The sequence below is a fragment of the Paraburkholderia sp. SSBN10T genome, from assembly GCF_056619545.1.
On the sequence record NZ_JBWQQI010000015.1, the window covers coordinates 72,407 to 93,459 of the forward strand.

Below are 21,053 nucleotides of genomic sequence, written 5' to 3' on the forward strand. Positions count from 1 at the left end.
GCTAAATCGACCTCGCCGGCCAGCTTATCGCCATCGGGCATATCGACGCCAATTGATTTATTCGAATGCGAATTTGCTGCACCTGCTTCACGGAACCAGTTTGCCTGGCGCCGCGTGCGAGTTCGGTTCGCTATGCCACAGTGGGGTGATGTGCTGCTCCATGCCAACCCGGCCGGCCGAGTAGTCCGGCGCCGCAACATGGGCCCGCTGATGGTTGGTTTTGCGGCTGTGTGGCCCTGGTCCGGTAACGCCCAAGAGGACTTCTTCCGGGCGTCGAGGAGAAGTCCAGCAGGGCGCCCCCCAAGGGCACTTCTTCCAGGCGCCCAGGAGAGATCCAGCAGGGCGCCCCCAAGGGCACTTCTTCCGGGCGCCCCGAGGGGGCGCCCTCCAGGGCGTAATCCGTGTAAGCGGAAATGTTGCGAATCCGTAAGCTCAAGCCGCTAGAATCGCGCCCAAATCAATGGGGCACTTCGACCAGGCGAGTCGCCCCCTGGGCCCGGATTCCTCGATGAACCTCGCGCTAAACTTCGATTGGCTGACCAACTTCCTCGCGATCCTGTTCGTCGTGGCGTGCCTCTATGATTCGCGCTACGACGAATACGGCACGCTGACGCTCGCCGCAGGGGCGATGGGACTGATCGTCATGGCGATCGAGATGTTCCTCAGGCCTGCGTTCGAAATGGCCCTGTAGAAACGGTAGAAAACGGCAGCAAACGCGGCAGCGCGCCTCCCGAGCGAAGCAGCGCCGCCGGCACCTTCGGCATGTCGTCGCATGCCGGGCGCCTCACCCGCTTACAACACCGCTGCCACCTCCGGCGGCGCACGGCGGAAGCCCCGCGTGAGCCAGGCCAGATACGCGAGCCCCAGCACGAACCAGATCGCGCCCAGCACCAGCGCCGTCTTCTCCAGGCTCACCAGCAGCCACAGATCGGCAATCGCCCCCAACAGCGGGAACAGCAGGCCACCGAGCACGCCCATGGCTTGCGCGCGACCTCGCGCAAGGAAGTACTGCCGCACCACGCACAGATTGACCGCGGTGAAGGCAAGAAACGCGCCGAAGTTGATGAACGAGGTGGAGGTCGCCACGTCGAGCTTCAATGCGATCAGCCCCACCGCCCCGGCGATCGCGATGTTGATAGCCGGCGTCTTGAACTTCGGATGCACAAAGCCGAAGATCCGCCTCGGCAGCACTTCGTCGCGGCCCATCGCATACAGCAAGCGTCCGACGCTCGCCTGCGCCGAGATTCCCGAGGCGAACTGCGCGAGGATCAGGCCCGCCAGAAACACCGTCACGAAGATATCCCCACCTACCTTGCGCGCCACTTCGAAGGCAGCGGAATCCGGGTCCTTGAACACCGCGCCCGGATGGGCAAGCTGCACCGTATAAGCGGCAACCACAAAGATCGCCCCACCGATCAGCGCGATCAGCACGATCGCGCGCGGCATGGTCTTCTCCGGCTCGATGGTTTCTTCGGTCAGCGTCGAGACGGCGTCGAAGCCGAGATACGAATACGCGGCAATCGCGGCGCCCGCCATGGTCGCCGAGAACGGCACGTGCGGCTTGAAGAACGGCTCGGCGGAAATCAGGCCGCCCGGTCCCATCGCCGCGCTCACGTAGTGGCAGCACAGCACCACGAACAGCGCCACGATCGCCAGTTGCACGACCATCAGCACGATGTTGAAGCGATTCGCCAGTTCGATGCCGAGAATGTTCAGCGCGCTCGTCAGCACGATGAAGGCAACAATCCACAGCCAGTTCGGCACATGCGGAAACGCCGCGCCCAGATAAGCCGCACCGATCAGCCAGATCACCATTGGCAGGAAGAAGTAATCGAGCAGCGTCGCCCAGCCGATCATGAAGCCCAGATGCGCGCTGAACGTCTTGCGCGTATAGGTATAAGCGGAACCGGCGACCGGGAAGAGCCGCGCGAGCTTGCCGTAGCTCAACGCGGTAAACACGATGGCGATCAAGGCAATCAGATAAGCGAGCGCGGCGGTATCGTCGCTCGCGCCAGCGAGCACGCCGTAGGTGCCGTAGACGATCAGCGGCGCCATGTAGGCGAGGCCGAACAGCAACACCGAGGGCAAGCCAAGCGTGCGCTTGAGGTGCGTAGTTTGCGTGCCCGCGCGTTCGGCGGGCGATGACGTCGTCATGCAATGTCTCCTGTCGATGAGAGTTGGCGCTTTAGCGCTTACTCTCGTCCCATGCAAAGCTGTCGGCCGGAGTTGGCGCTTCAGCGCTTAGTCCGGTCCCATGCAACTTGTTACGAAACTCGCCGGCCAGCCTGGCCAGACGAACGGGCGGTGCTGCGAGTGGTTGGGCGTGATACGGACGAGCCGCATCACCCGGTTGGTGAAACAGGTTCGGTGTGGCAACTTATGGTGTGACGAAACCCGCTTGAGCCACGCTGGGTTTCGCGACTGCGCGCTACCGGATCAGGCGGGCACGCTGGCCGTTCTGGTCGTCGAGCGTCTTGAGATCGAGCGCGATGCGCGCATCGTGCAGATAGCGATAGTGTTCGCGCGCGCCTTCCAGCCGCGCCGCATCGAGCGAGGCCTGCAGCACGGTCTCACCTCTACCCGCTTCGCATACGACCTCGCCGAACGGATCGATCAGGGCCGATTCGCCGGGGAAGGTCAGGTTGTCGTCGCCCGTCCCGGTGCGGTTGACGAGCGCCGCGAACATCTGGTTTTCCATGGCGCGCGCGACGATGGCGCGGCGATGCACCGGGCCGAACGGATCCATGTTGCCGTTGGTGACGATCAGCAGATCGGCGCCGAGCGAGGCGAGCGCACGCGCGGTTTCGGGGAATTCGATGTCGTAACAGATCAGCAGGCCGACGATCATGCCTTTGAAGCTGCACACTTCGTAGCGGTCGCCCGGTTCGAACACGCCGACGTCGGATGCCCACAGATGCGTCTTGCGATAACGCAGCGCCAGTTCGCCTTGCGCGTCGATCAGCACCGTGGTGTTGTAGAAGCGCTTGCCGTCGCGTTCGGCGAGACCCAGCGCGAGCGCCACGCCCGCTTCGCGAGCGGCGTTACGCACGCGGGTCAAGGCGGCGCCGTCGAGCGGCTGGGCCACGTCGGCGACCGTGTCACGGGTCGGGAAGCCCGACAACGTGGTTTCGGGAAACACGATCAGATCGGTGCCGGGCGCACGCTTGCCGATGACTTCCAGCACGCGTTGCACATTGGTATCGGTCGCGCCATCCACGATCGGGATCTGCGCCAGTTCAAGTTGCATATCTGTCTCCTATGTCGATCAGAGTTAGCGCTTTAGCGCTTACTCTGATCCCATGCAGCTCGGCTGCGGTCGACTGGAGTTAGCGCTTCAGCGCTTACTCCAGTCCCATGCAATGTGTATATCGACCGGAGTTAGCGCTCCAGCCCCATGCAAGATGCCTGATGTTCCTGCCACCCTGCTCCGCATGCGCGGGCTTTCAATTTCAGGCCGCGGGCGTCGCGCTTGGGGCTATTATCACCAGACATATTTCTCAGGGAATCACCCGGCTGGGTTACCCTCAACGGAGCACGCATGGAACTCGATTGGCGCGACCTCGCCTTTCACCGCGAAATAGGCGCCGTCATCGAAGCGCTCGACAGCACGCAATTCTGGACGCGTCTCACACGAGCGCTCGAACGCTACGTTGCCTTCGACAACTGGGTGGCGCTGCGTTTCGCGCCGGCCGAAGCGCCGCTCGTGTGCGCCGAATCGCCCACGCCCGACGGCGCCGTCGATGTGATGTTCCAGGACTATCTCGAAGCGCTGTATCAGCTCGATCCGTTTTACATCGACGCCTGCGAGCGACCGGCATCGGGCTTCGTCACGCTGGCCGACGTCGCGCCGGACAACTTCACGATGACCTCCTACTATCAGCGCTATTTCAGGAAGAACATCGTCGGCGACGAGGTGCACTTCAACTACAGGATCGATGCGCGCCATACGCTGGCGTTTTCGCTCGGCGCGACACATCGCTATGGCGAACGCGATCTCGCTGTGCTCGCGCTGTGCGCGCCGTGGGTGCTTGCGTTGATGCGGCAGCGTTTGCCGCATGAGACGTTCGGCCTGGCCCCGGCGGCGGGCTCCGCCAAGGCGAGTGATGTGAATGAGCCGGGTTCCGTGACCGAGTCCGGCGGCAGTCCCGCACTAGAGGCTAACGAAACCCCGACTTATGCGGCACGCTTTGCGCAAGTGGCCCAGACCGGCGGCCGTGCCCCGCTCACGACGCGTGAAGTGGAAGTCGCCATGCAGACGCTCAGCGGCTTCTCGACACGGGCGATTGCCGAGAAGCTGTCCATCTCGTTCGAGACCGTGCGCGCCCACAAGAAGCACATCTATACAAAGCTCAACATTAATTCGCAGTCCGAGCTGTTTGCGTTGTTTTACGAGGCTGGGAATCGGGAACCGTAGCGTTACCGGGTGGTAGCGCTACGGGGTCTCTCCTCAAGAGCCGCACGCCGGACAACCACTCGGCGCGTCTTCATAGCGGTCGTGATGCTTGACCCAATCGCCGAGATTCTTCACTTCATTACGACCCTTCGGCGCGATGTCCAGATGCGTATAGGTACCGATAAACGGCTCGCCGCCGCGCGCATAGCTGGAATAGGTATGGAAGATCTCGCCGGCTTCGTTCCGGTAAAACACGCTGTGGCCGGGTGCTTCGTCGCCGGAGATGTCCTGCTCCTCGAAGTTGTAGAAGCCCTTGCCTCTGGCAATTTCTTCCGGCGTGAACGACACGTGGTAGTCGAAATTGAAATCGCTGCCATGCGACGAGACCCAACGGAACCGCCAGCCCATGCGCTTTTTGAACGCCTCGATCTTTTCGAGCGGCGCACGCGACACCGCCATGTACGAGACATCGTGGTGCTCAAGATGCGGCAGCAGGCCATCTACGCTGTCCGACAGGAACGAGCACCCCGGACAACCCTCCTTCCAGTCCGGGCCCAGCATGAAGTGATAGACGATCAACTGGCTGCGCCCGTCGAACAACTCGGCGAGCGTCTTGCGGCCTTGCGGCGTGTCGAACGTATAGGTCTTGTCGAGCTTGACCCACGGTAGCGCCAGACGCTTGCGATTGAGTTCGTCGCGGGCGTGTGTGAAGGCCTTTTCCTCGGCCAGCAACGCGCGCCGCGCGACCAGCCATTCTTCTCTTGAAACAGTGCTATGCGGTTCCATCTGCATCTCCTTCCTCGGTGGTCGGACGAAATAGCGTTCAAACCCAGCGTCCTGCATTCACTTACGATGTTTAGCCGGGCAAGGACGGATGTCAAGAACACGATACGAGGGGCAACGATGCAGAGGCGAAAAAATCAGATCGCCCAGCCGCCGAGATAGAACGCCGCCAGCACGAGCGCAATCGCCACTGTCCCGACGTTCAGCTTGCGATACTCGCCGCTCACGACACGGCCGATCACCAGCGTGCTGAAGCCCAGCATGATGCCGGTCACGATGTTGGCGGTCAGCACGATAAACACCGCGCACACCAGCCCCGACATCGCGTCGACCATATCGTCCATATCGAGCTTGCTCACGCTCGAGAGCATCAGCAGGCCGACGTACATCAGCGCCGGCGCCGTCGCATACGAAGGCACCAGACCGGCGAGCGGCGAGAAGAACATCACCACGAGGAACAGCAGGCCGACCACTGCCGCCGCCATCCCCGTTTTCGCACCTGCAGCAACGCCGACCGTCGATTCGATATACGCAGCCGCCGGCGCGCCGCCGAGAAAGCCCGAGAAAATCGAGCTCAGCGAGTCCGCCGTCAGCGCCCGGCCGCCGTTGATGATGCGGCCGTTGGCGTCCAGTTGCCCGGCCTGCCCGGCGACCGCGCGGATCGTACCGGTGGCGTCGAACACGGCCGTCATCACCAGCGCCAGCACGCTAGGCAGCACCGCCAGCGAGAGCGCACCCTTGATGTCCATCGCGCCGATCAGCGATGCATGGCCCGGCGCGCTCAGCGACGGCAGCGCGAACACGCCGTGGTACGTCACAGCCGGATCGATCAGCAGGCCGAGCGCCGAGATCGCGACGATCACGATCAGGATCGAACCGGGCACGCGGCGGCGCACCAGGCCGAAAATTGCCGCCAGCCCCGCCACCGACATCAGCGCCGGCAGCGCGGTGATATGACCGAGCGAAACCGGCAGGCCGGCGCCCGGATTCTTCACCACGAGGCCCACGTCGTTGGCCGCGATCAGCAGCAGGAACAGGCCAATGCCGATCCCCGTGCCGTGCGCGACGCCGCTCGGCAGGTTGCGCAGAATCCACGAGCGCACCCCCGTCACCGAAATGCCGGTGAAGACGATGCCCATCAGGAACACGGCGCCGAGTGCGACGCTCGGATGCAGGCCCTTGCCGAGCACGAGACCGAAAGCCGTGAACGCGGTCAGCGAGATCGCGCAGCCGATCGCGATCGGCAGCCTGGCCCAGATGCCCATCAGGAGCGAGCCGAAGGCGGTGGTCAGGCAGACGGCCACGAACACGGCGCTGGTGTCGAACCCCGCCTTGCCGAACATGCCCGGCACGACGAAGACGGAATAGACCATCGCCAGAAACGTGGTGACGCCGGCAATGATCTCCTGACGCTGCGAGCTGCCGCGCGAGGAGATTTCAAAGTAGCGGTCGAGAAAGCCCTTGGAGTCGAAGGTGTCGACGCCGACTTCGGAAATCGGCTGGGCGTGGGGTTCCATCATGATGAGTGCCTCCTTTATCAGCATGCTGAAACAGCCGGGGCACCGGCTGTCATCAGGTTCGTCTCGTTGCGTTTGTCTAATGTGGTGGGGCAAGCTTTGAACGTTCGCCGAAACCGCCAGTCTGTGTCTCAGGCCGGCTGATTTCGTCCGAAGATTCCCGACATCCCTTACAATCGGGCACCTGCATATCGGGCCGGCCCCCGGATCGAAACCCCGGGCTGAAAACCGCGTTAGCACCGTTCGTCATTTGCTGTCCCGAAATGTAGGCGAATACAAATATGTCTCCTATCGCATGAATGGCATGCCGGTCATGTCACGATGCTTATATCGTTTAAGGCACGGCGGCATGCGGGTTCGGCCCGCGTGTTTACACCTACGGCCTGTCATGCGCCTGTCGCATGCGTGTCGTCTGTCCTGTCGTTTTCCCATGCCTCGGCTATTGCCTCGCGAACACCTCGCGGACGACGCCTGCGCTTTACTTTCATGCGGCCCCGAGCCGGGGCGCCCCGCGCTGCGGGTTAAACTCTGACGCAAACGCCGTTTCAATTGCAGCAGCGGCCGGTGCGGCCCATCCCTCGCACCGTGCGCTCTCGCCCATGGAGTCCTTCTTGATGAGTGGCGGTTTTCCACGTCCAGCTTTCCGTTATCCGATCCTTCTCGTGCTCGTGGCGATTGCCCTGCCGGGTTGCAGCCTGTTGCGCGGACCGCAGCAGGCGCCGATCACCGAGGCCGTGCCGGAGTTCGTCGAATCCGCCAGCTCCACGCTCGTAGCCAGCCCGCCTGAGACGACGGTGCAAACGGAAGCGAGCAAACCCGAAACGCCGGCGAAGCCCAAACGCCCCGTTGCGCCGCCGCCGAAAAAGGAAACGCCTCCGCCGCCGGTGGCGACGCCCGCGCCGCCGCCGCCCGCCCCTGCACCGCTGATCGTGACGCGGCTGATCGACCGCGACCAGGCGCACGGACTGCTCGACAGCGAAGTGCAGAAGTCCGATGGCAAGGTCGTGGGACGCGCCGTCGACATGGTGACCGACGCGAGCGGCAGGCCGATCGAAATGATCGTCAACCTGCAGGGCTTCCTCGGGGTCGGCGACCGCAAGGTCAATTTCCCGTGGAGCGCCTTCCGCTTCACGCCGAGCGCGAAGAGCGCGCCGATCACGCTGAAACTCGCACCGGGCCAGGCGCCCCCGCCCGATCGCGCCAAGGCCGCTGCGGCCGCCGCAGGCGTCGCGACCGCCACGCGCCTGCCGTTGCTCGACGCCACCGTCGAACGGCCTAACGGCGCGAAAGTCGGCCGCGTGGTCGACGTGCTGATCGACGGCAATGCGCAGCCGCAGGCGGTCGTGCTCGACGTCAGCGGCATGGTCAGCACCGAGCGCCGCACGATTGCCGCCAACTGGTCGGCGCTGCGTTTCGCGACCCGCGACAAGGCGCTCTATCCGCTGATGGACTTGAGCGATGCGGCGATCGCCGCGTCGCCGCCGTACGCGTCCGGACAGCCGATTCGCGCCGTCTCGCCGGCGCCGCCGGCACCGCCCGCGCCGCCGGCCGCCCCGGCATCCACAGCGGCGGCTTCGACCGCACGGGCGGCCCGATGACAGGCCGCCAGATGGTTACCGCGAGAAGCCTGCGCGCGCTGGACTGGATGAACTTCTTCGTCGCCAACGTGCAAACCGGCTTCGGTCCGTTCATTGCGTCCTACCTGGCCTCGCACAAGTGGACCCAGGGCGAGATCGGCATGGCGCTGTCGGTCGGCACGATCAGCGCGATGGTGAGCCAGGTGCCGGCCGGCGCGGCCGTCGATGCGATGCGCAACAAGAAAGGCGCCGCCGCGTGGGCGATCTTCGCGATCATCCTCTCCGCGGTGCTGCTCGCCAGCAGCCCGACCGTGCTGCCCGTGATCGCCGCGGAAGTCTTCCACGGCTTCGCCAGTTGCATGCTGGTGCCGGCCATGGCGGCGATCTCGTTCGCGCTAGTCGGGCGCCAGAACCTCGGCGACCGGCTCGGCCGCAACGCGCGCTGGGCCTCGATCGGCAGTGCGGTCGCAGCCGGACTGATGGGCCTGTTCGGCGAGTACTTCTCGTCGCGCGCCGTGTTCTGGCTGACGGCCGCGCTCGCCATGCCGGCGCTGATCGCGCTCAGCATGGTGCAGCACACCGGCACCGTGAACCCGTTGCCCCAGGCGGCCCCCGAACCGGACGCGGGAGAACGGCGCGAGAGCCTGCGCGAGCTGCTGCGCGACAAGCGCATGCTGGTCTTCGCCGCCTGTATCGTGCTGTTCCACCTCTCCAATGCGGCGATGCTCAACCTCGCCGCCGGTGAAGTGACCGCCGGCATGGGCGATAACGTGCAGCTCGTGATTGCCGCCTGCATCATCGTGCCGCAAGCGATCGTCGCGATGATGTCGCCGTGGGTGGGCCGCTCGGCGCAACGCTGGGGACGCCGGCCGATCCTGCTGTTCGGCTTCTCCGCGCTGCCGATCCGCGCCTTGCTGTTCGCCGGCGTGAGCAGCCCTTACCTGCTGGTGCCGGTGCAGATGCTCGACGGCCTGAGCGCGGCGGTGTTCGGCGTGATGCTGCCGCTGATCGCCGCGGACGTGGCCGGCGGCAAGGGCCGCTACAACCTGTGTATCGGCCTGTTCGGCCTCGCGGCCGGTATCGGCGCGACCTTGAGCACGGCGGCGGCGGGCTTCATTGCCGATCGCTTCGGCAATACGGTCAGCTTCTTCGGCCTCGCGGCGGCCGGCGCGCTGGCCGTGCTGCTCGTGTGGGCGGCGATGCCCGAGACACGCGAGACCGAGACCGTGCCGCAAGCGGAGGGTGTGCCGGAGGCGCGGTAGCCGATGTGCGGAGGCGCTGCGGGGCGCCTCAATCCAGAAACTCCGCCGCCCGCTTGCGCAACATCGTGCCGAAGTCGTCCAGCCAGCCAATCGACAGGCGCCAACTCTGCCAGTACAGATCCACGTCGATCGGCTTGCCCGGCGCCATATCCACCAGTTCGCCGCTCGCCAGGTGCGCCGCGATCATCCGTTCCGGACACAGGCCCCACCCCATCCCCGTCGCGCAGGCTCGCAGGAAACCCGCGACATGCGGAATCCAGTGCTGCGGCGGATCGACCTCGGCTCGCGTAATCCGGCGCATGAAGCGCTTTTGCAACTGGTCCTTCGGATTGAAGTCGATGCACGGCGTGCGCCGCAACGACTCGCGCGTGACGCCGCCGGCGAAGTAACGCCCGTAAAAATCCGGCGCGCAGACCGCCAGATAACGCATCCGGCCGAGGCGCACCGAGCGGCAGCCTTGCACCGGCTCGGCCTGCGTCGTGACCGCGCCTTGCACGCTGCCGTCGCGAATCCGCTGCGCCGTGTGGTCCTGATCGTCGATCACCAGATCGAGCAGCATCTCGCGCTCCACACAGAAGCCCGCGACCGCGTCGATGAACCACGTGCCGACGCTATCGTCGTTGACCGCGACCCGCAAGGTCGGCCACGCTTCGACCAGCGCACCGGGCATCGCCGGCAAGCGCCCCGTCAGTTCGGATTCGAGCAATTGCACGCGCTCGGTATGCCGGCACAGCAGCGCGCCGGAGGTGGTCGCCACACAGGGCTGGCCGCGCTTGACCAGTACGCTGCCCACCCGCTCCTCCAGCAGTTTCACGCGCTGCGACACCGCCGAGGGCGTCACATTCAGTTCGCTCGCCGCGCGGTCGAACGAACCGTGGCGCACCACCGCGGCCAGCGCATCGAGCAAGGCATAGTCGAGCATTAGCGTTCCTTAATCGGCATTAACTGAATTAGCTTCTCTTATGAGACGCAAGACCGCAGACTAGCGCCAATTCGTCTCACCCGTCTACTGGATCGCTTATGGATTGGCTCGCGTTTTCCCACGGAGCGGCGCTGTGCGCGTCGCTGATCGTCACCATCGGGGCGCAGAATGCCTTCGTGCTGCGGCAGGGCATCATGCGCTCGCACGTCGGCAAGATCGTGCTGCTGTGCACGCTGTCGGACTTCATCCTGATCGGCGCGGGCGTCGGCGGCGCTTCGGTGCTGGTCGAACGCTATCCGGTGTTCGTGCATGCCATGCTGTACGTGGGCCTCGCCTACCTCGCGTGGTTCGGCATCAGCGCGCTGCGCCGCGCGGTGCGGCCCGGCCACGCCGTGATGGAGGTCGAAGCGCCTGGCCAGCCGGCCGCGGCGAGCGCCGCTCCGGCAGCCGCGCCGTCGGCGCCACGCGCCATGCCGATCGTCCTGATGACGCTCGCCTTCACCTGGCTCAACCCGCACGTCTATCTCGACACGTTTTTGCTGATCGGCACGGCCGGCGCCCGCGAGGCAGCCGGCGGCCGGGTCGCCTTCGCACTCGGCGCCATGGCGGTGAGCGCGGTCTGGTTCGTCGGCCTCGGTTATGGCGCCCGCGCGCTCGCGCCGCTGTTTCGCCGTGCCATGGCCTGGCGCGTGCTGGATGGCGCGATCGGCAGCATGATCCTGCTGCTTGCCGTCACGCAGTTGCGTTAGATGTGGCATTCAGCAGTCCGGCAGGCAGCGCCTCGGGTGGCAAACCCGGCGGCACAACAAACGGGACGGTAAGCCGTAGAATCGGGCTTCCGTCCCGTTTTCGCAGACTGCCGCCCTCATGGTCAACCCGACGCACTTCGATCTGCATTCTCTGCGCGTCTTTCTGGCGGTTGCCGAAACCGGCAGCCTGACGCGCGCCGCCGAGCGCTGCCACATGACGCTCTCGGCAATCAGCAAACGCATCGCCGACCTTGAACGCGCCACCGACTGCGCCCTGCTCGTGCGCCATCCGCGTGGCGTCGAACTGACGCCCGCCGGCCACGGCTTGTTGAACCACGCGCTGCAGGTGCTCGACCAGGTCAACCGGATGGCCAGCGAGATGAGCGACTTTGCGGTCGGCGTACGCGGCCATGTGCGGGTCTGGGCCAACACCTCGGCAGTCGTGCAGTTCCTGCCCACCGACCTGCAGCGCTTTCTCGCCGCCAACCCGAGCGTCAGGATCACGCTCGAAGAGCGCCTGAGCAGCGAAGTCATCGAAGCCCTGGGTGCAGGCCGCACCGACCTCGGCGTGTTCGCCGACAACGTGCCCGCGCCGTTCGTCGACAAACACCTGTACCGGCGCGACCGGCTGATTCTGCTGGTGCCCGCGGGCCACGCCCTGGCGGGCCTCGCGCAGATCGCCTTCGCCGAGACGCTCGACTACGACTACGTCGGCCTGAACAGCGGCAGTTCGCTGCTGCTGCGCCTGATGGACGCCGCGCTCGCCGCCGAACGTCCGTTGCGGCTGCGGATTCAGGTGAGCAGTTTCGACGGCATCTGCCGGATGATCGAAGCGGGCTTGGGCATCGGCATCCTGCCCGCGGCGGCCGTGCGGCCGGAAGTCCTCGCGGCCGGCCTGCGCGCGGTGCAATTGAGCGACTCCTGGGCCGAACGCACGCTGTGGATCGCGGCCAAACAGAGCGACGCGCTGACGCCGGAAGCCGTCAGGCTGTTCGAGTTCATGACGGGCGCGCCGGGCGCGCAATAACCACACCGCGACCACGCCACGCCGCCCCGGCCTTTCCCCCGCGGAAAGGGTCCGTGACCATTCCGACATTCCCAGCGCCGCCGTTCGCGCGCACCATCCTCGTCAATGCCACACACTGGATGGAGACGAAGCATGGCTGGACCGCTCGACGGAATCCGCGTCCTCGAACTCGGACAACTGATTGCCGGCCCGTTTGCGAGCCGCATGCTGGCCGAGTTCGGAGCCGATGTCATCAAGATCGAACCGCCCGGCACCGGCGATCCGCTGCGCAAGTGGCGCATGCTGCACGACGGCACCTCGGTCTGGTGGGCCGCGCAGTCGCGCAACAAGCGCTCGGTGACGCTCGATCTGCGCGACCCCGAAGGCCAGGCCATCGCGCGGCGCCTCGCCGCCGAGGCCGATGTCGTAATCGAAAACTTCCGTCCCGGCGCCCTCGAAGGCTGGGGCCTCGGCTGGGACACCCTGCATGAACTGAATCCGAGGCTCGTGATGCTGCGCGTCTCCGGCTACGGCCAGAGCGGGCCGTACCGCGATCTGCCCGGCTTCGGCGTGATCGGCGAAGCCATGGGCGGGTTGCGTCATCTGAGCGGCGAAGCGGGCCGCACGCCGGTGCGCGTCGGCATCTCGATCGGCGATTCGCTGGCCGCGCTGCATGGCGTGATCGGCATCCTGCTCGCGCTGCGCCATCGCGACCAGCAAGGCGGCGCGGGCCAGATGGTCGATGTCGCGCTGTACGAATCGGTCTTCAACATGATGGAGAGCCTGCTGCCCGAGTACTCGGTGTTCGGCGCGGTGCGGCAGGCGGCGGGCAGCAGCCTGCCGGGCATCGCCCCTTCCAACGCGTACCGCTGCCGGGACGGCAAATACGCGCTGATCGCCGGCAACGGCGACAGCATCTTCCGCCGCTTGATGGAAGTGATCGAGCGCCCCGACCTCGCGGCCGATCCGCAGCTTGCGCAAAACGACGGCCGGGTGGCGCAGGTCCAGCGGCTCGATGCCGCGATCGGCGCATGGACCGCGCAACGCCCGCTCGACGACGTGCTGGCGCGTCTCAACGAAGCGCGCATTCCGGCCGGCAAGATCTACGACATCGCCGATATCGCCGCCGATCCGCACTACCGCGCCCGCGACATGATCGTCGACAGCACGCTCGCCGACGGCACGCCGGTGCAACTGCCGGGCGTGCTGCCGAAGCTCGACGCCACACCCGGCACCATCCGCTCGCGCGCCCCGGTGCTCGGCGAACACACCGATGAAGTGCTCGCCTCGCTCGGCCTCGACGCAGCCCAGCGCGCCGCCTTGCGCGAGCGCCGCGTGATCTGACGAACCACCTGCACGGAGACCCAGCATGAGCGCGAGCCGCCCACGCCTTTACATCCAGGAAGTCGCCACCCGCGACGGCTTCCAGAACGAAGCCCGTTTTGTCGAAACCGACGACAAGATCGCCTTGATCGACCGCCTCTCCGAGTGCGGCTTCGCCAAGATCGAAGTCACCTCGTTCACCTCGCCGCGCGCCATTCCGGCGCTGCGCGATGCGGAAAGCGTGATGCAGCGCATCACGCGCCGTCCGGGCGTGATCTACACCGTGCTGGTGCCGAACGTGCGCGGCACCGAGCGCGCGCTGTCGTGCAACGTCGACGAAGTGAATCTTGTCATGTCGGTGAGCGAAAGCCATAATCGCGCCAACCTGCGCATGAGCCGCGAGGAATCGTTCGCACAACTGCGCGATGTGATCGAGGTGGTTAGCAAGACACACGTGGCCGTTAACGTATCGCTGTCGACCGCGTTCGGTTGTCCGATGCAGGGCGATATCGCAGAAGACGAGGTGCTCGGCTGGGTAGCGCGCTTCGCCGACCTCGGGGTGCGCGGCGTGACGCTGTGCGACACGACCGGCATGGCGTATCCCAATCAGGTCCGGCAACTGGCGCAACGCACCCGTCACGACTTCCCGCAACTCGAAACCACGCTGCACTTTCACAACACGCGCGGCATGGCGCTCGCTAATACGCTGGCTGCACTGGAGGCTGGAATCGACCGCTTCGACGCATCGCTCGGCGGCCTTGGCGGCTGCCCGTACGCGCCGGGTGCGACCGGTAACGTCTGCACGGAAGAACTCGTGCACATGCTGGAGTTGAACGGCTACGACACCGGCGTCGATCTGGGCCGGGCACTGGAAGCCGCAGCGCATCTGCCTCGCCTGATCGGCCACGACGTGCCGAGCCAGTTGCTCAAGGCCGGCCGGCGACTCGACTTGCATCCCATCCCTGAGCTTGCAGAACAGCGCCCGTCCGTTGCCTGAACCTCGGCTGCGGCAGCCCGGGCCGTCCGGCGCCCGCTAGCGACACCTGCGAGAACACGTGCGGCCTTTCCTCAAGGCTGCACGCCGCCGGACTCATCCGCACAGATTCCCGCGCGCCCTGTTCCAACCGTCTGCAGCGCCCCGTCCGCCACATACGGCACGAGGCCGTCCTTGCAGATCTTCTGCGCGGTCCCGCGCGCGCATTGCTCATCGCCGGGGGCGCAGTAGTCGATCGCGATGACCGGCAACGCGTACTGTTCGCGGATGATCTTCGCCTGCCCGAGCAGCCAGCTACGATCGGCCGGCGGCACCTGGGTATAGCGTTGCTTGCCCTGGTCCCAGCCGCTATAGAGCGATTCGAAAGCGACCGCATACACCAGATCGTGCACCTGCGGCAGGATTTCGAAGCCGCGGTTGAACATCAGCGACGCCCGCGGATAACGCGCCTTGATCGCGCGAATCACCTCGACCAGTCCCGCCTGCTGGCGCTGCCGCGCCGCATCGGTTTTGGCGATCAACTGGTACGAATCGAGCGTGTCGAGAAAGAAGCCGCGATAGCCTTTACGCCACAGCGGTGCGATCACCTGCTTGACGTAAAACGCCGGCCAGCCGGGAGCGTCCTGATCGACCACCTTCGACGCCCATGCGGCGTTGTGGCCGATGAGCCACTCCTTCGGCAGCGCGGCGTAATACTGCCGCTGCGGCGTCACTTCACCGACGCTGACATACGCGAACCAGGCCGTGTGCCCGCCCTGTTGCGCCGCAGGATCGAAGCCGCTATCCGGTTCGACCACCACCGCATCGAAGGCGGACAGTGCTTGAACCGGCACCTGTTCGCCGTAGAAGAACGCCACCGAAGGCGGCACAGGAGCAGCGGCCGTCCGCGCGGCGTTGCTGGCCGCGTCGGCGCCTGTCTGCGCCTGGGCGAACGGCGCGAGACCCGTGGCCGTGCCGAGGCAGGCCACCCAGGCGGCGAAGCGGCACAGCGTGCGCATCATGAACATTCGCATCTCGCGCTATCAGTTATGCAGCATGTAGGTTTCGTATTCGAGCCTGGCGAACTTGCGATCCAGCGTCAGCACCGCGCCGACCACCAGAATCAGCAGCGCCAGCGCGAAGCCGTAACCGTAGGCATTCGGGCTCATCCGCAGCGTGAGCCACGTCAGCAGCCCATTGAGCGCCACGAACGCGATGCACAGCTTCAGCACCGTGCGGCGCGCGTCCAGATAGAAGAAGACGTTCAGCAGGCCCAGCAGCACCACCTGAAGGCTCGCGGCAATCACGTCGACGGTCAAAAGCGGCATGTAGAGCGTCGAAATATGCAGCGCCTGCAGCACATGTTGTCCGAAGGCGATGATCAGCAACAGCACGACTGCCTGAATCTTGATGATTTCATAGAGACCGGCGCGCACGCTGCCCACCATCATGTCGCGCATGTCGTTGATGTGGCGCAGCGTCGCGCCGCTGCGCACGGCGTCGTAGAAGGCGTCGTAATACTCGACGAAGTCCGCCTCGATGCGCACCAGGAACGTCGCCATGCCGGGCATCACGCAGACGTAAGCGATAAACACCGGGATATCGTAGATCACCGACGCATGCAGCGGCCCAATGACCGGCGAGCCGGTGCCGGGCGCGTACCAGAACATCAGCTTGTCGAGCCACACGCCCAGATTGAAGAACAGCCCCACCAACGCCAGCGTCGGATAGGCGAAGCGTTTGTCGAATACCTGAAAGGAGATCAGCCGCCCGCTGCGGTAGTTGCGGTAAATCAGCCCTGAGAGTCCGCCCAGCAGCACGAGGTGCCCCGCGACGAAGCCGCCCAGCAGCCCGACAATGCCATGCCGGTTCAGCAGCAAGGCGAACGCTACGGTACAGCCGTAGCCGATCAGGAACACAAACAGGATCTGCCGGTACTGCTTGACGCTGGAGAGGAAGATCACTCCGATCCAGATGTTGCTGACCACCACGAAACCCGCCACCATCAGCACGCGATACGCCAGCGGCGCGCTGCGAAACCCGAGCAGCATCGCTACAAAGCCAACCAGCCCGGCCGCAAGCGTGCAGACCAGCACCACACCGTTGTAGTTCGACAGCACCAGATCGTCGCGCTTTTCGAACAGACGGTCGGAGATGAAGCGCGTAAACGACAGTTGCAGCGGCCCGGTCAGGACGAGACTGAGCGAGATCAGATACGTCACGGAGACCTGAAACTGCACGATCGCGTACTTCGGTATCACGAAGGCGAGGCTCATCACGCCGATGATCAGGATGCCGAAGATCGACAGGATCAGCGGCCCCGAGCTGATCAGGCCGGCATACGCATAAGCGCGCGCCACGCCGAACAGCGTCTCGTGCTTGAGGATCTTGCGCAGTTCGAAACCAATCCCGGCCATTAACGTGTCTCCCCGCTTTGAGCGGCGCGGTCATCCGCCGACGCGCCGTGGTGCACCGGGCAGCCGCCCGAGGCAGGATTGCGCGCCCCGCGCCTCACGTCCGGCGCGGCGGCGAGCTGGTCGTACAGGGTACGGTAGCTGCCGGTCATCTGCGCCTTGGTGTAGTAGCGGCGCACCCGTGCGAGGCCGGCCTGCTGCGCGTCGAGCCAGCGGGCGTCGTCGTTCAGCAGGGCCACCACGGCCTGCGCGAAGGCCGCCGGATTGGCGATCTGCACCACCGCGCCGGCGCGGCCGAGAGCCCGGTCTTCGTCGCTGAAGCCCTCGATCATCTGGCGGCAGGCGCCCACGTCCGTGGTAATGGACGGGATACCCGCCGCGAAGCCCTCCAGCACGACCAGCGGCAAGGCCTCGCTGATCGAGGTCAGCGCGATCACGTCGATTTTCGGCAGCACCGCGTCGATGCGCTGAAAGCCGAGGAATTTCACATTGCCGGCAAGACCCAGGCTCTCCACCAGCGCGCGGCATTCGAGCGCATAGGCCGGGTCTTCCTCTTCCGGCCCGATGATCCAGCCTTCGATATCAGGCATGCTGCGCGAGGCCACGAACATCGCGCGGATAAAGGTCTTGATGTCCTTGATCGGCACCACCCGGCCGATCAGCGCCACGACCCGGTGCGGCCCCGCCACGCGTTGCCCGACGAGCGGCGCGAGGCCGTCCACGTCCACGCCGTTCGGAATGCTGCGGGTACGCTCGGCAGCGGCGCCGTCGGCGACCTGACGCTGGCGGTTCGCTTCATACAGCGCGACGATCTCGTCGGCTGCGTCGTACGCGAGCTTGCCGATCGCCTCGAAAAAGCGCACCCATAACTCGCGGAAATAGCTGATGCGCGAGATGTCGCGCTCGAACGCCCCGCGGTTGTCGCGAATCCACTGGCTCTGCAGCAGGTCGATCTTGCGTTCTTTGGTATAGATGCCGTGCTCGGAAATCAGCAGCGGGCGCCCCGTGCGGTAGTGCAGGAGCGCGCCGAGAAAGCCTGCATAGCCTGTCGAAACCGTGTGATAGACGCGCGCCGGGATCAGCTTCTCGGCCACGTTCGCCAGTTGCCACAGCGGCTTATGCATGATCCGCACGGTCCAGAAGTAGTCGGTAAACGACGGGTCGGTACAGTACTTTTCGTACTGCTGGACGATGAATTCCCAGGACTGGCGGCTCGCCAGGAACTGCGCTTCGTTGAGCGTGCCGTGCTCGCCGAGCGTCGGCACCATCTCGGCCATCAGTGCGCCGACGTCGGCGCCACGCGTATCGCGCAACGCCGCATGCAGTTCGGCCGATCTGGCGAACGCCGCCGCGTCGCCCTCGATCTCGCGCGGCCGGCGCGTGTCGGCCGGCGCCGCCTCGTAGAGGTAGTGGGTCTCCAGGTGCACGACGTTGTCGGGCAACGCATAAGCTGCACCGTTATAGTCCTCCTCGCGGCTGCCGATGAAGACAATCGCAAAGCGCTTCTCTGGATAAGCGCGCAGCATTTCATTGACCCAGCTCGACACCCCGCCGCGCACGAACGGGAAGGTGCCTTCCAGCAACAGGCAGACATCGGCATCGGCGGCGCGCCGCATCAGGGACTCTTTCATGACGACCAGTAACTCACAGTGGGTTTGAGCGTCGGCAGCGCAGCCGCGTTGCCGAGCGTCGCGAGCAACTGGCCGGTCTGGCCGTAATCGCCGCGCAGAAACGCGACTTCGGCGAGCCACGGAATCAGCCGTTCGCGCGGAAAGCCCAGTTCAAGGGCGCGTTCCATGTACTGCCCAGCCTCATCGGGCCGGTCTTCGGCGAGCGCGAGGCGCCCGCGGATCAGCCACAGCGCCGCATCCTTCTCGTCGGTGGCGAGCGCCGCGCGAGCGTAGCGGTCGGCCTGTTCGAGCGTATGGCGGTACACGGCGCCCTGCACGAGGTTCTGATAGACCAGCTCGAAATACAGTTCGGCGAGGCGCCGGTTGACGGCGTGGCGCTCGTTGTCGTCCTGGGCCTGTTCGAGCGCTTTGCCGGTGACGAAGATCTTTTGCATGATCTCGTTCTCGGCCTGGTCGAGCGTGCCGTAGGCGATCAGACGCACGTCCTCGATCGGATCGGCCAGCAGTTCGCGCAGCAGGCTGCCGGTGGTGCGGGTCGGCATGCTCTGGATCGCGACGAGCGCGCTCAGGCGGTCGGTGGACGACACCTGGGTGTTGACGAGGCGTGCCTGCAAACGGGCGCCGCCGCCGTGCGAGACCCGCGACACCAGGTAGGTGACGAACTCGGGGCGCGGCACGTCGGCGAGCAGATCGCTTTCGTGCTTTCCGGGAAACCACGCAGCCCAGATACAGCTCGCCAGCAGAACCAGACCGCCGCCAAGCGGCACGAACGTGCATAGCGCCCACAACAGCAGAAGTGTCCACAGGCGCGGTTCGCGGTAGCGTACGGGCAGCAGCCACCGCAACAGCAGCGCCTGCACGAGCGCCACCAGCGCCTGGGCCGCGAAACCGGCCAGCAGCGGATCGAGCCCCGCCGGCGCATGCACGACGCTCAGGTAAGCCAGGTACTCCACCAGCACGTAACCGGTAAACAGCGCGGTAAACAGCACGGCAGACAGCGCCGCTGACAGCAGCACCTCGACGGCGGAGGACGTGGGCTTAGACATCGAGGCCGCTTCGCTTCAGAAGGCGCTGCAGCGCCGGACCCGGCTCCATGGCGCCCAGGTGCAGCGTATGCACGCCGACGCGGGCGCTCTCCAGATCCAGATTGAACTGGGCCGAGAGGCTGGCTTCGATGCGCGCCAGATAGCCGTCGATGCCGGTCGTGTCGGTGGCCGGCATCAGATTCACCAGCACCGACTGCGAGGCGGTTTGCACCGGCCACATCAGATCGAGCGCACGGCGGCGGCGGATCACGTGTTCGAACAGCGAGTCGCCGGCTTCGTCGCGCGGGAACGCCAGCGCCACCATCGACGAAGCGATGCCGGCATCGCGCTGCAGGCGCGTGAGGCGTCCGAGGTCGAGTGCGAAGTCGTACGGACACCCAGGCACAGCCGCGAGAATGCCTTCCACGAGGCTCGCATGCTCCACGCCGTCCGCGTAGTAGCCGAGCAGCACCAGCAGCAGTTGCAGGTTGTCGAAGTTCAGCGAGAGGAACGGCATGCGCTTGATGACGAGCATCGCCAGCAACTGGCCGTCGGCGCTCACCAGCGGCGCGCACACCAGGTACTGCGATTGCGCGGCCGGAATGTCCTCGGTTTTCAGATGCGCGACGCTCATGGTACTGATGGCGTGCGCGACGAGCTCGTCGTTGGGCGCCAGCTCGAAGTCGTCGCCCACCCGCGCGGCGGCCTCGGTGCCGAGCCGGCCGTTGCGCGCCGGGTAGAGCGCCGCGACTTCGATCTGGCATACCTGGGCGACGAATTCGAGCAGGCCGTGCGCGTTCGGCAAGGCACGCAGCGGCGCGGCGCCTGCCTGCGCCTGTCCGGCGTGCACCGCGCCGGCCGGCACGCTGCCCAGCTCCGCGTCCCCGGTCGTCACCGACAGGCGTCGCAGCTCGGTAATCGAATCGCGCAGCGTAGTCGGCTTCGACAACAGATCTTTCTCGAGCCGCTCGTGCGACAGGCGCATCAGATAGTGGCTGTTGGTGATCGCCACCAGCCGGTCGTTCAGATAGCCGTTGATGGTCGAGGCGCGGGCCGCGCGATGACCCCAGGTATCGCCGAAATGGCCGGCAATCACGGTCTGTAGCAGCCCGCCGACGAACACCATCACCGGCCAGGGATCGGTGGCCGGATACAGCAGCTTCCACGCGCCGAGCAGCATCGCGCCCGCCAAAAGGCCAGGCAAGGTGCCGTAGCGCAGCGCGACGATCAAGGGCGCGAGCCACAACCATGGAAATCCCGCATGCAGCAGCAAGGGATCGCGATGGTCCGCCAGCCAGCTCACGCCGACCACGGCCGCCATGAACACGACCGTCTCGACAATGGCGAACGGCCGTGTCACGGCCGGCATCATGAAACGGCGCACGCGCCCCAGGTTGCCGAAGGGATTCGAGGTGCGCGTCTTCGCGGCAGCGGAAGCAGGTGGCGCAGGTGGCATGGCAGCGGTATTCACGGCCCTT

18 protein-coding genes are annotated in these 21,053 nt (G+C 65.6%); 8 read left to right on the top strand and 10 right to left on the bottom strand.

Going from position 1 to position 21,053, the window contains the following annotated elements:
* The first annotated feature begins 508 nt into the window (after positions 1-508).
* Positions 509-691, top strand: coding sequence for a hypothetical protein (locus tag AC1ECK_RS22395; RefSeq protein WP_480322828.1), 183 nt, complete (start codon positions 509-511; stop codon positions 689-691).
* A gap of 101 nt (positions 692-792) precedes the next feature.
* On the opposite strand, the gene AC1ECK_RS22400 is transcribed toward AC1ECK_RS22395, so the two are convergent.
* Positions 793-2,154 (bottom strand): APC family permease, encoded by a 1,362-nt coding sequence (locus AC1ECK_RS22400; RefSeq protein WP_480322830.1) that lies wholly within the window; start codon positions 2,152-2,154, stop codon positions 793-795.
* 274 nt (positions 2,155-2,428) lie between these two features.
* On the bottom strand, positions 2,429-3,247 hold the full coding sequence (locus AC1ECK_RS22405) for a carbon-nitrogen hydrolase family protein (protein WP_480322832.1): 819 nt from the start codon (positions 3,245-3,247) through the stop codon (positions 2,429-2,431).
* 291 nt (positions 3,248-3,538) lie between these two features.
* Between AC1ECK_RS22405 and AC1ECK_RS22410 the strand changes: the two genes are divergently transcribed.
* Complete coding sequence (locus AC1ECK_RS22410; protein WP_480322834.1) at positions 3,539-4,414, top strand: helix-turn-helix transcriptional regulator; 876 nt, start codon at positions 3,539-3,541, stop codon at positions 4,412-4,414.
* Positions 4,415-4,447: 33 nt separating this feature from the next.
* On the opposite strand, the gene AC1ECK_RS22415 is transcribed toward AC1ECK_RS22410, so the two are convergent.
* Together AC1ECK_RS22415 and AC1ECK_RS22420 are read right to left on the bottom strand one after the other, a co-directional pair.
* Entirely contained in the window at positions 4,448-5,179 is a 732-nt protein-coding gene (locus AC1ECK_RS22415) for a DUF899 domain-containing protein (RefSeq protein ID WP_480322836.1), read from the bottom strand.
* 134 nt (positions 5,180-5,313) lie between these two features.
* A complete protein-coding gene (locus AC1ECK_RS22420; protein ID WP_480322838.1) occupies positions 5,314-6,696 on the bottom strand; it encodes an NCS2 family permease in 1,383 nt (460 codons plus the stop codon).
* A 611-nt stretch (positions 6,697-7,307) separates the two neighbouring features.
* Between AC1ECK_RS22420 and AC1ECK_RS22425 the strand changes: the two genes are divergently transcribed.
* Together AC1ECK_RS22425 and AC1ECK_RS22430 are read left to right on the top strand one after the other, a co-directional pair.
* A complete protein-coding gene (locus tag AC1ECK_RS22425; RefSeq protein ID WP_480322840.1) occupies positions 7,308-8,291 on the top strand; it encodes a PRC-barrel domain-containing protein in 984 nt (327 codons plus the stop codon).
* Positions 8,288-9,532 carry an MFS transporter gene (locus AC1ECK_RS22430; protein WP_480322842.1) on the top strand — a complete coding sequence of 415 codons (1,245 nt, stop codon included), beginning with the start codon at positions 8,288-8,290 and terminating at the stop codon, positions 9,530-9,532. Before AC1ECK_RS22425 ends, AC1ECK_RS22430 begins: the two co-directional genes overlap by 4 nt.
* Positions 9,533-9,560: 28 nt before the next feature.
* Here the strand turns inward: AC1ECK_RS22430 and AC1ECK_RS22435 are convergent, their stop codons facing one another.
* Positions 9,561-10,454, bottom strand: coding sequence for a LysR family transcriptional regulator ArgP (locus tag AC1ECK_RS22435; RefSeq protein ID WP_480322844.1), 894 nt, complete (start codon positions 10,452-10,454; stop codon positions 9,561-9,563).
* A 98-nt stretch (positions 10,455-10,552) separates the two neighbouring features.
* Between AC1ECK_RS22435 and AC1ECK_RS22440 the strand changes: the two genes are divergently transcribed.
* The 4 genes from AC1ECK_RS22440 (at position 10,553) to AC1ECK_RS22455 (ending at position 14,529) form a co-directional block, all read left to right on the top strand.
* Positions 10,553-11,203 carry a LysE/ArgO family amino acid transporter gene (locus AC1ECK_RS22440; protein WP_480322846.1) on the top strand — a complete coding sequence of 217 codons (651 nt, stop codon included), beginning with the start codon at positions 10,553-10,555 and terminating at the stop codon, positions 11,201-11,203.
* Positions 11,204-11,321: 118 nt separating this feature from the next.
* The gene (locus tag AC1ECK_RS22445; RefSeq protein ID WP_480322848.1) at positions 11,322-12,230 is read left to right on the top strand and encodes a LysR family transcriptional regulator; all 909 of its coding nucleotides are present in this window, start codon (positions 11,322-11,324) and stop codon (positions 12,228-12,230) included.
* Between the two features lie 132 nt (positions 12,231-12,362).
* Complete coding sequence (locus tag AC1ECK_RS22450) at positions 12,363-13,553, top strand: CaiB/BaiF CoA transferase family protein (RefSeq protein WP_480322850.1); 1,191 nt, start codon at positions 12,363-12,365, stop codon at positions 13,551-13,553.
* Between the two features lie 25 nt (positions 13,554-13,578).
* Entirely contained in the window at positions 13,579-14,529 is a 951-nt protein-coding gene (locus AC1ECK_RS22455; RefSeq protein ID WP_480322852.1) for a hydroxymethylglutaryl-CoA lyase, read from the top strand.
* Between the two features lie 71 nt (positions 14,530-14,600).
* Here the strand turns inward: AC1ECK_RS22455 and AC1ECK_RS22460 are convergent, their stop codons facing one another.
* The 5 genes from AC1ECK_RS22460 to AC1ECK_RS22480 are packed head-to-tail and all read right to left on the bottom strand — an operon-like array spanning position 14,601 to position 21,046.
* Positions 14,601-15,533 (bottom strand): endo alpha-1,4 polygalactosaminidase, encoded by a 933-nt coding sequence (locus AC1ECK_RS22460; protein WP_480322854.1) that lies wholly within the window; start codon positions 15,531-15,533, stop codon positions 14,601-14,603.
* A 15-nt stretch (positions 15,534-15,548) separates the two neighbouring features.
* Complete coding sequence (gene pelG / locus AC1ECK_RS22465; protein ID WP_480322856.1) at positions 15,549-16,922, bottom strand: exopolysaccharide Pel transporter PelG; 1,374 nt, start codon at positions 16,920-16,922, stop codon at positions 15,549-15,551.
* On the bottom strand, positions 16,922-18,550 hold the full coding sequence (pelF, locus tag AC1ECK_RS22470) for a GT4 family glycosyltransferase PelF (protein WP_480322858.1): 1,629 nt from the start codon (positions 18,548-18,550) through the stop codon (positions 16,922-16,924). The genes pelG and pelF overlap by 1 nt, the downstream gene beginning before the upstream one ends.
* Complete coding sequence (locus tag AC1ECK_RS22475; RefSeq protein WP_480322860.1) at positions 18,547-19,596, bottom strand: hypothetical protein; 1,050 nt, start codon at positions 19,594-19,596, stop codon at positions 18,547-18,549. Before AC1ECK_RS22475 ends, pelF begins: the two co-directional genes overlap by 4 nt.
* Positions 19,589-21,046 carry a PelD GGDEF domain-containing protein gene (locus AC1ECK_RS22480; protein WP_480322862.1) on the bottom strand — a complete coding sequence of 486 codons (1,458 nt, stop codon included), beginning with the start codon at positions 21,044-21,046 and terminating at the stop codon, positions 19,589-19,591. The genes AC1ECK_RS22475 and AC1ECK_RS22480 overlap by 8 nt, the downstream gene beginning before the upstream one ends.
* Positions 21,047-21,053: the final 7 nt, after the last annotated feature.

Coding starts and splice junctions, on each gene's coding strand:
- AC1ECK_RS22395 (WP_480322828.1), top strand. CDS start 509: ATGAACCTCGCGCTAAACTTCGATTGGCTGACCAACTTCCTCGCGATC.
- AC1ECK_RS22400 (WP_480322830.1), bottom strand. CDS start 2,154: ATGACGACGTCATCGCCCGCCGAACGCGCGGGCACGCAAACTACGCAC.
- AC1ECK_RS22405 (WP_480322832.1), bottom strand. CDS start 3,247: ATGCAACTTGAACTGGCGCAGATCCCGATCGTGGATGGCGCGACCGAT.
- AC1ECK_RS22410 (WP_480322834.1), top strand. CDS start 3,539: ATGGAACTCGATTGGCGCGACCTCGCCTTTCACCGCGAAATAGGCGCC.
- AC1ECK_RS22415 (WP_480322836.1), bottom strand. CDS start 5,179: ATGGAACCGCATAGCACTGTTTCAAGAGAAGAATGGCTGGTCGCGCGG.
- AC1ECK_RS22420 (WP_480322838.1), bottom strand. CDS start 6,696: ATGATGGAACCCCACGCCCAGCCGATTTCCGAAGTCGGCGTCGACACC.
- AC1ECK_RS22425 (WP_480322840.1), top strand. CDS start 7,308: ATGAGTGGCGGTTTTCCACGTCCAGCTTTCCGTTATCCGATCCTTCTC.
- AC1ECK_RS22430 (WP_480322842.1), top strand. CDS start 8,288: ATGACAGGCCGCCAGATGGTTACCGCGAGAAGCCTGCGCGCGCTGGAC.
- AC1ECK_RS22435 (WP_480322844.1), bottom strand. CDS start 10,454: ATGCTCGACTATGCCTTGCTCGATGCGCTGGCCGCGGTGGTGCGCCAC.
- AC1ECK_RS22440 (WP_480322846.1), top strand. CDS start 10,553: ATGGATTGGCTCGCGTTTTCCCACGGAGCGGCGCTGTGCGCGTCGCTG.
- AC1ECK_RS22445 (WP_480322848.1), top strand. CDS start 11,322: ATGGTCAACCCGACGCACTTCGATCTGCATTCTCTGCGCGTCTTTCTG.
- AC1ECK_RS22450 (WP_480322850.1), top strand. CDS start 12,363: ATGGCTGGACCGCTCGACGGAATCCGCGTCCTCGAACTCGGACAACTG.
- AC1ECK_RS22455 (WP_480322852.1), top strand. CDS start 13,579: ATGAGCGCGAGCCGCCCACGCCTTTACATCCAGGAAGTCGCCACCCGC.
- AC1ECK_RS22460 (WP_480322854.1), bottom strand. CDS start 15,533: ATGTTCATGATGCGCACGCTGTGCCGCTTCGCCGCCTGGGTGGCCTGC.
- pelG (WP_480322856.1), bottom strand. CDS start 16,922: ATGGCCGGGATTGGTTTCGAACTGCGCAAGATCCTCAAGCACGAGACG.
- pelF (WP_480322858.1), bottom strand. CDS start 18,550: ATGAAAGAGTCCCTGATGCGGCGCGCCGCCGATGCCGATGTCTGCCTG.
- AC1ECK_RS22475 (WP_480322860.1), bottom strand. CDS start 19,596: ATGTCTAAGCCCACGTCCTCCGCCGTCGAGGTGCTGCTGTCAGCGGCG.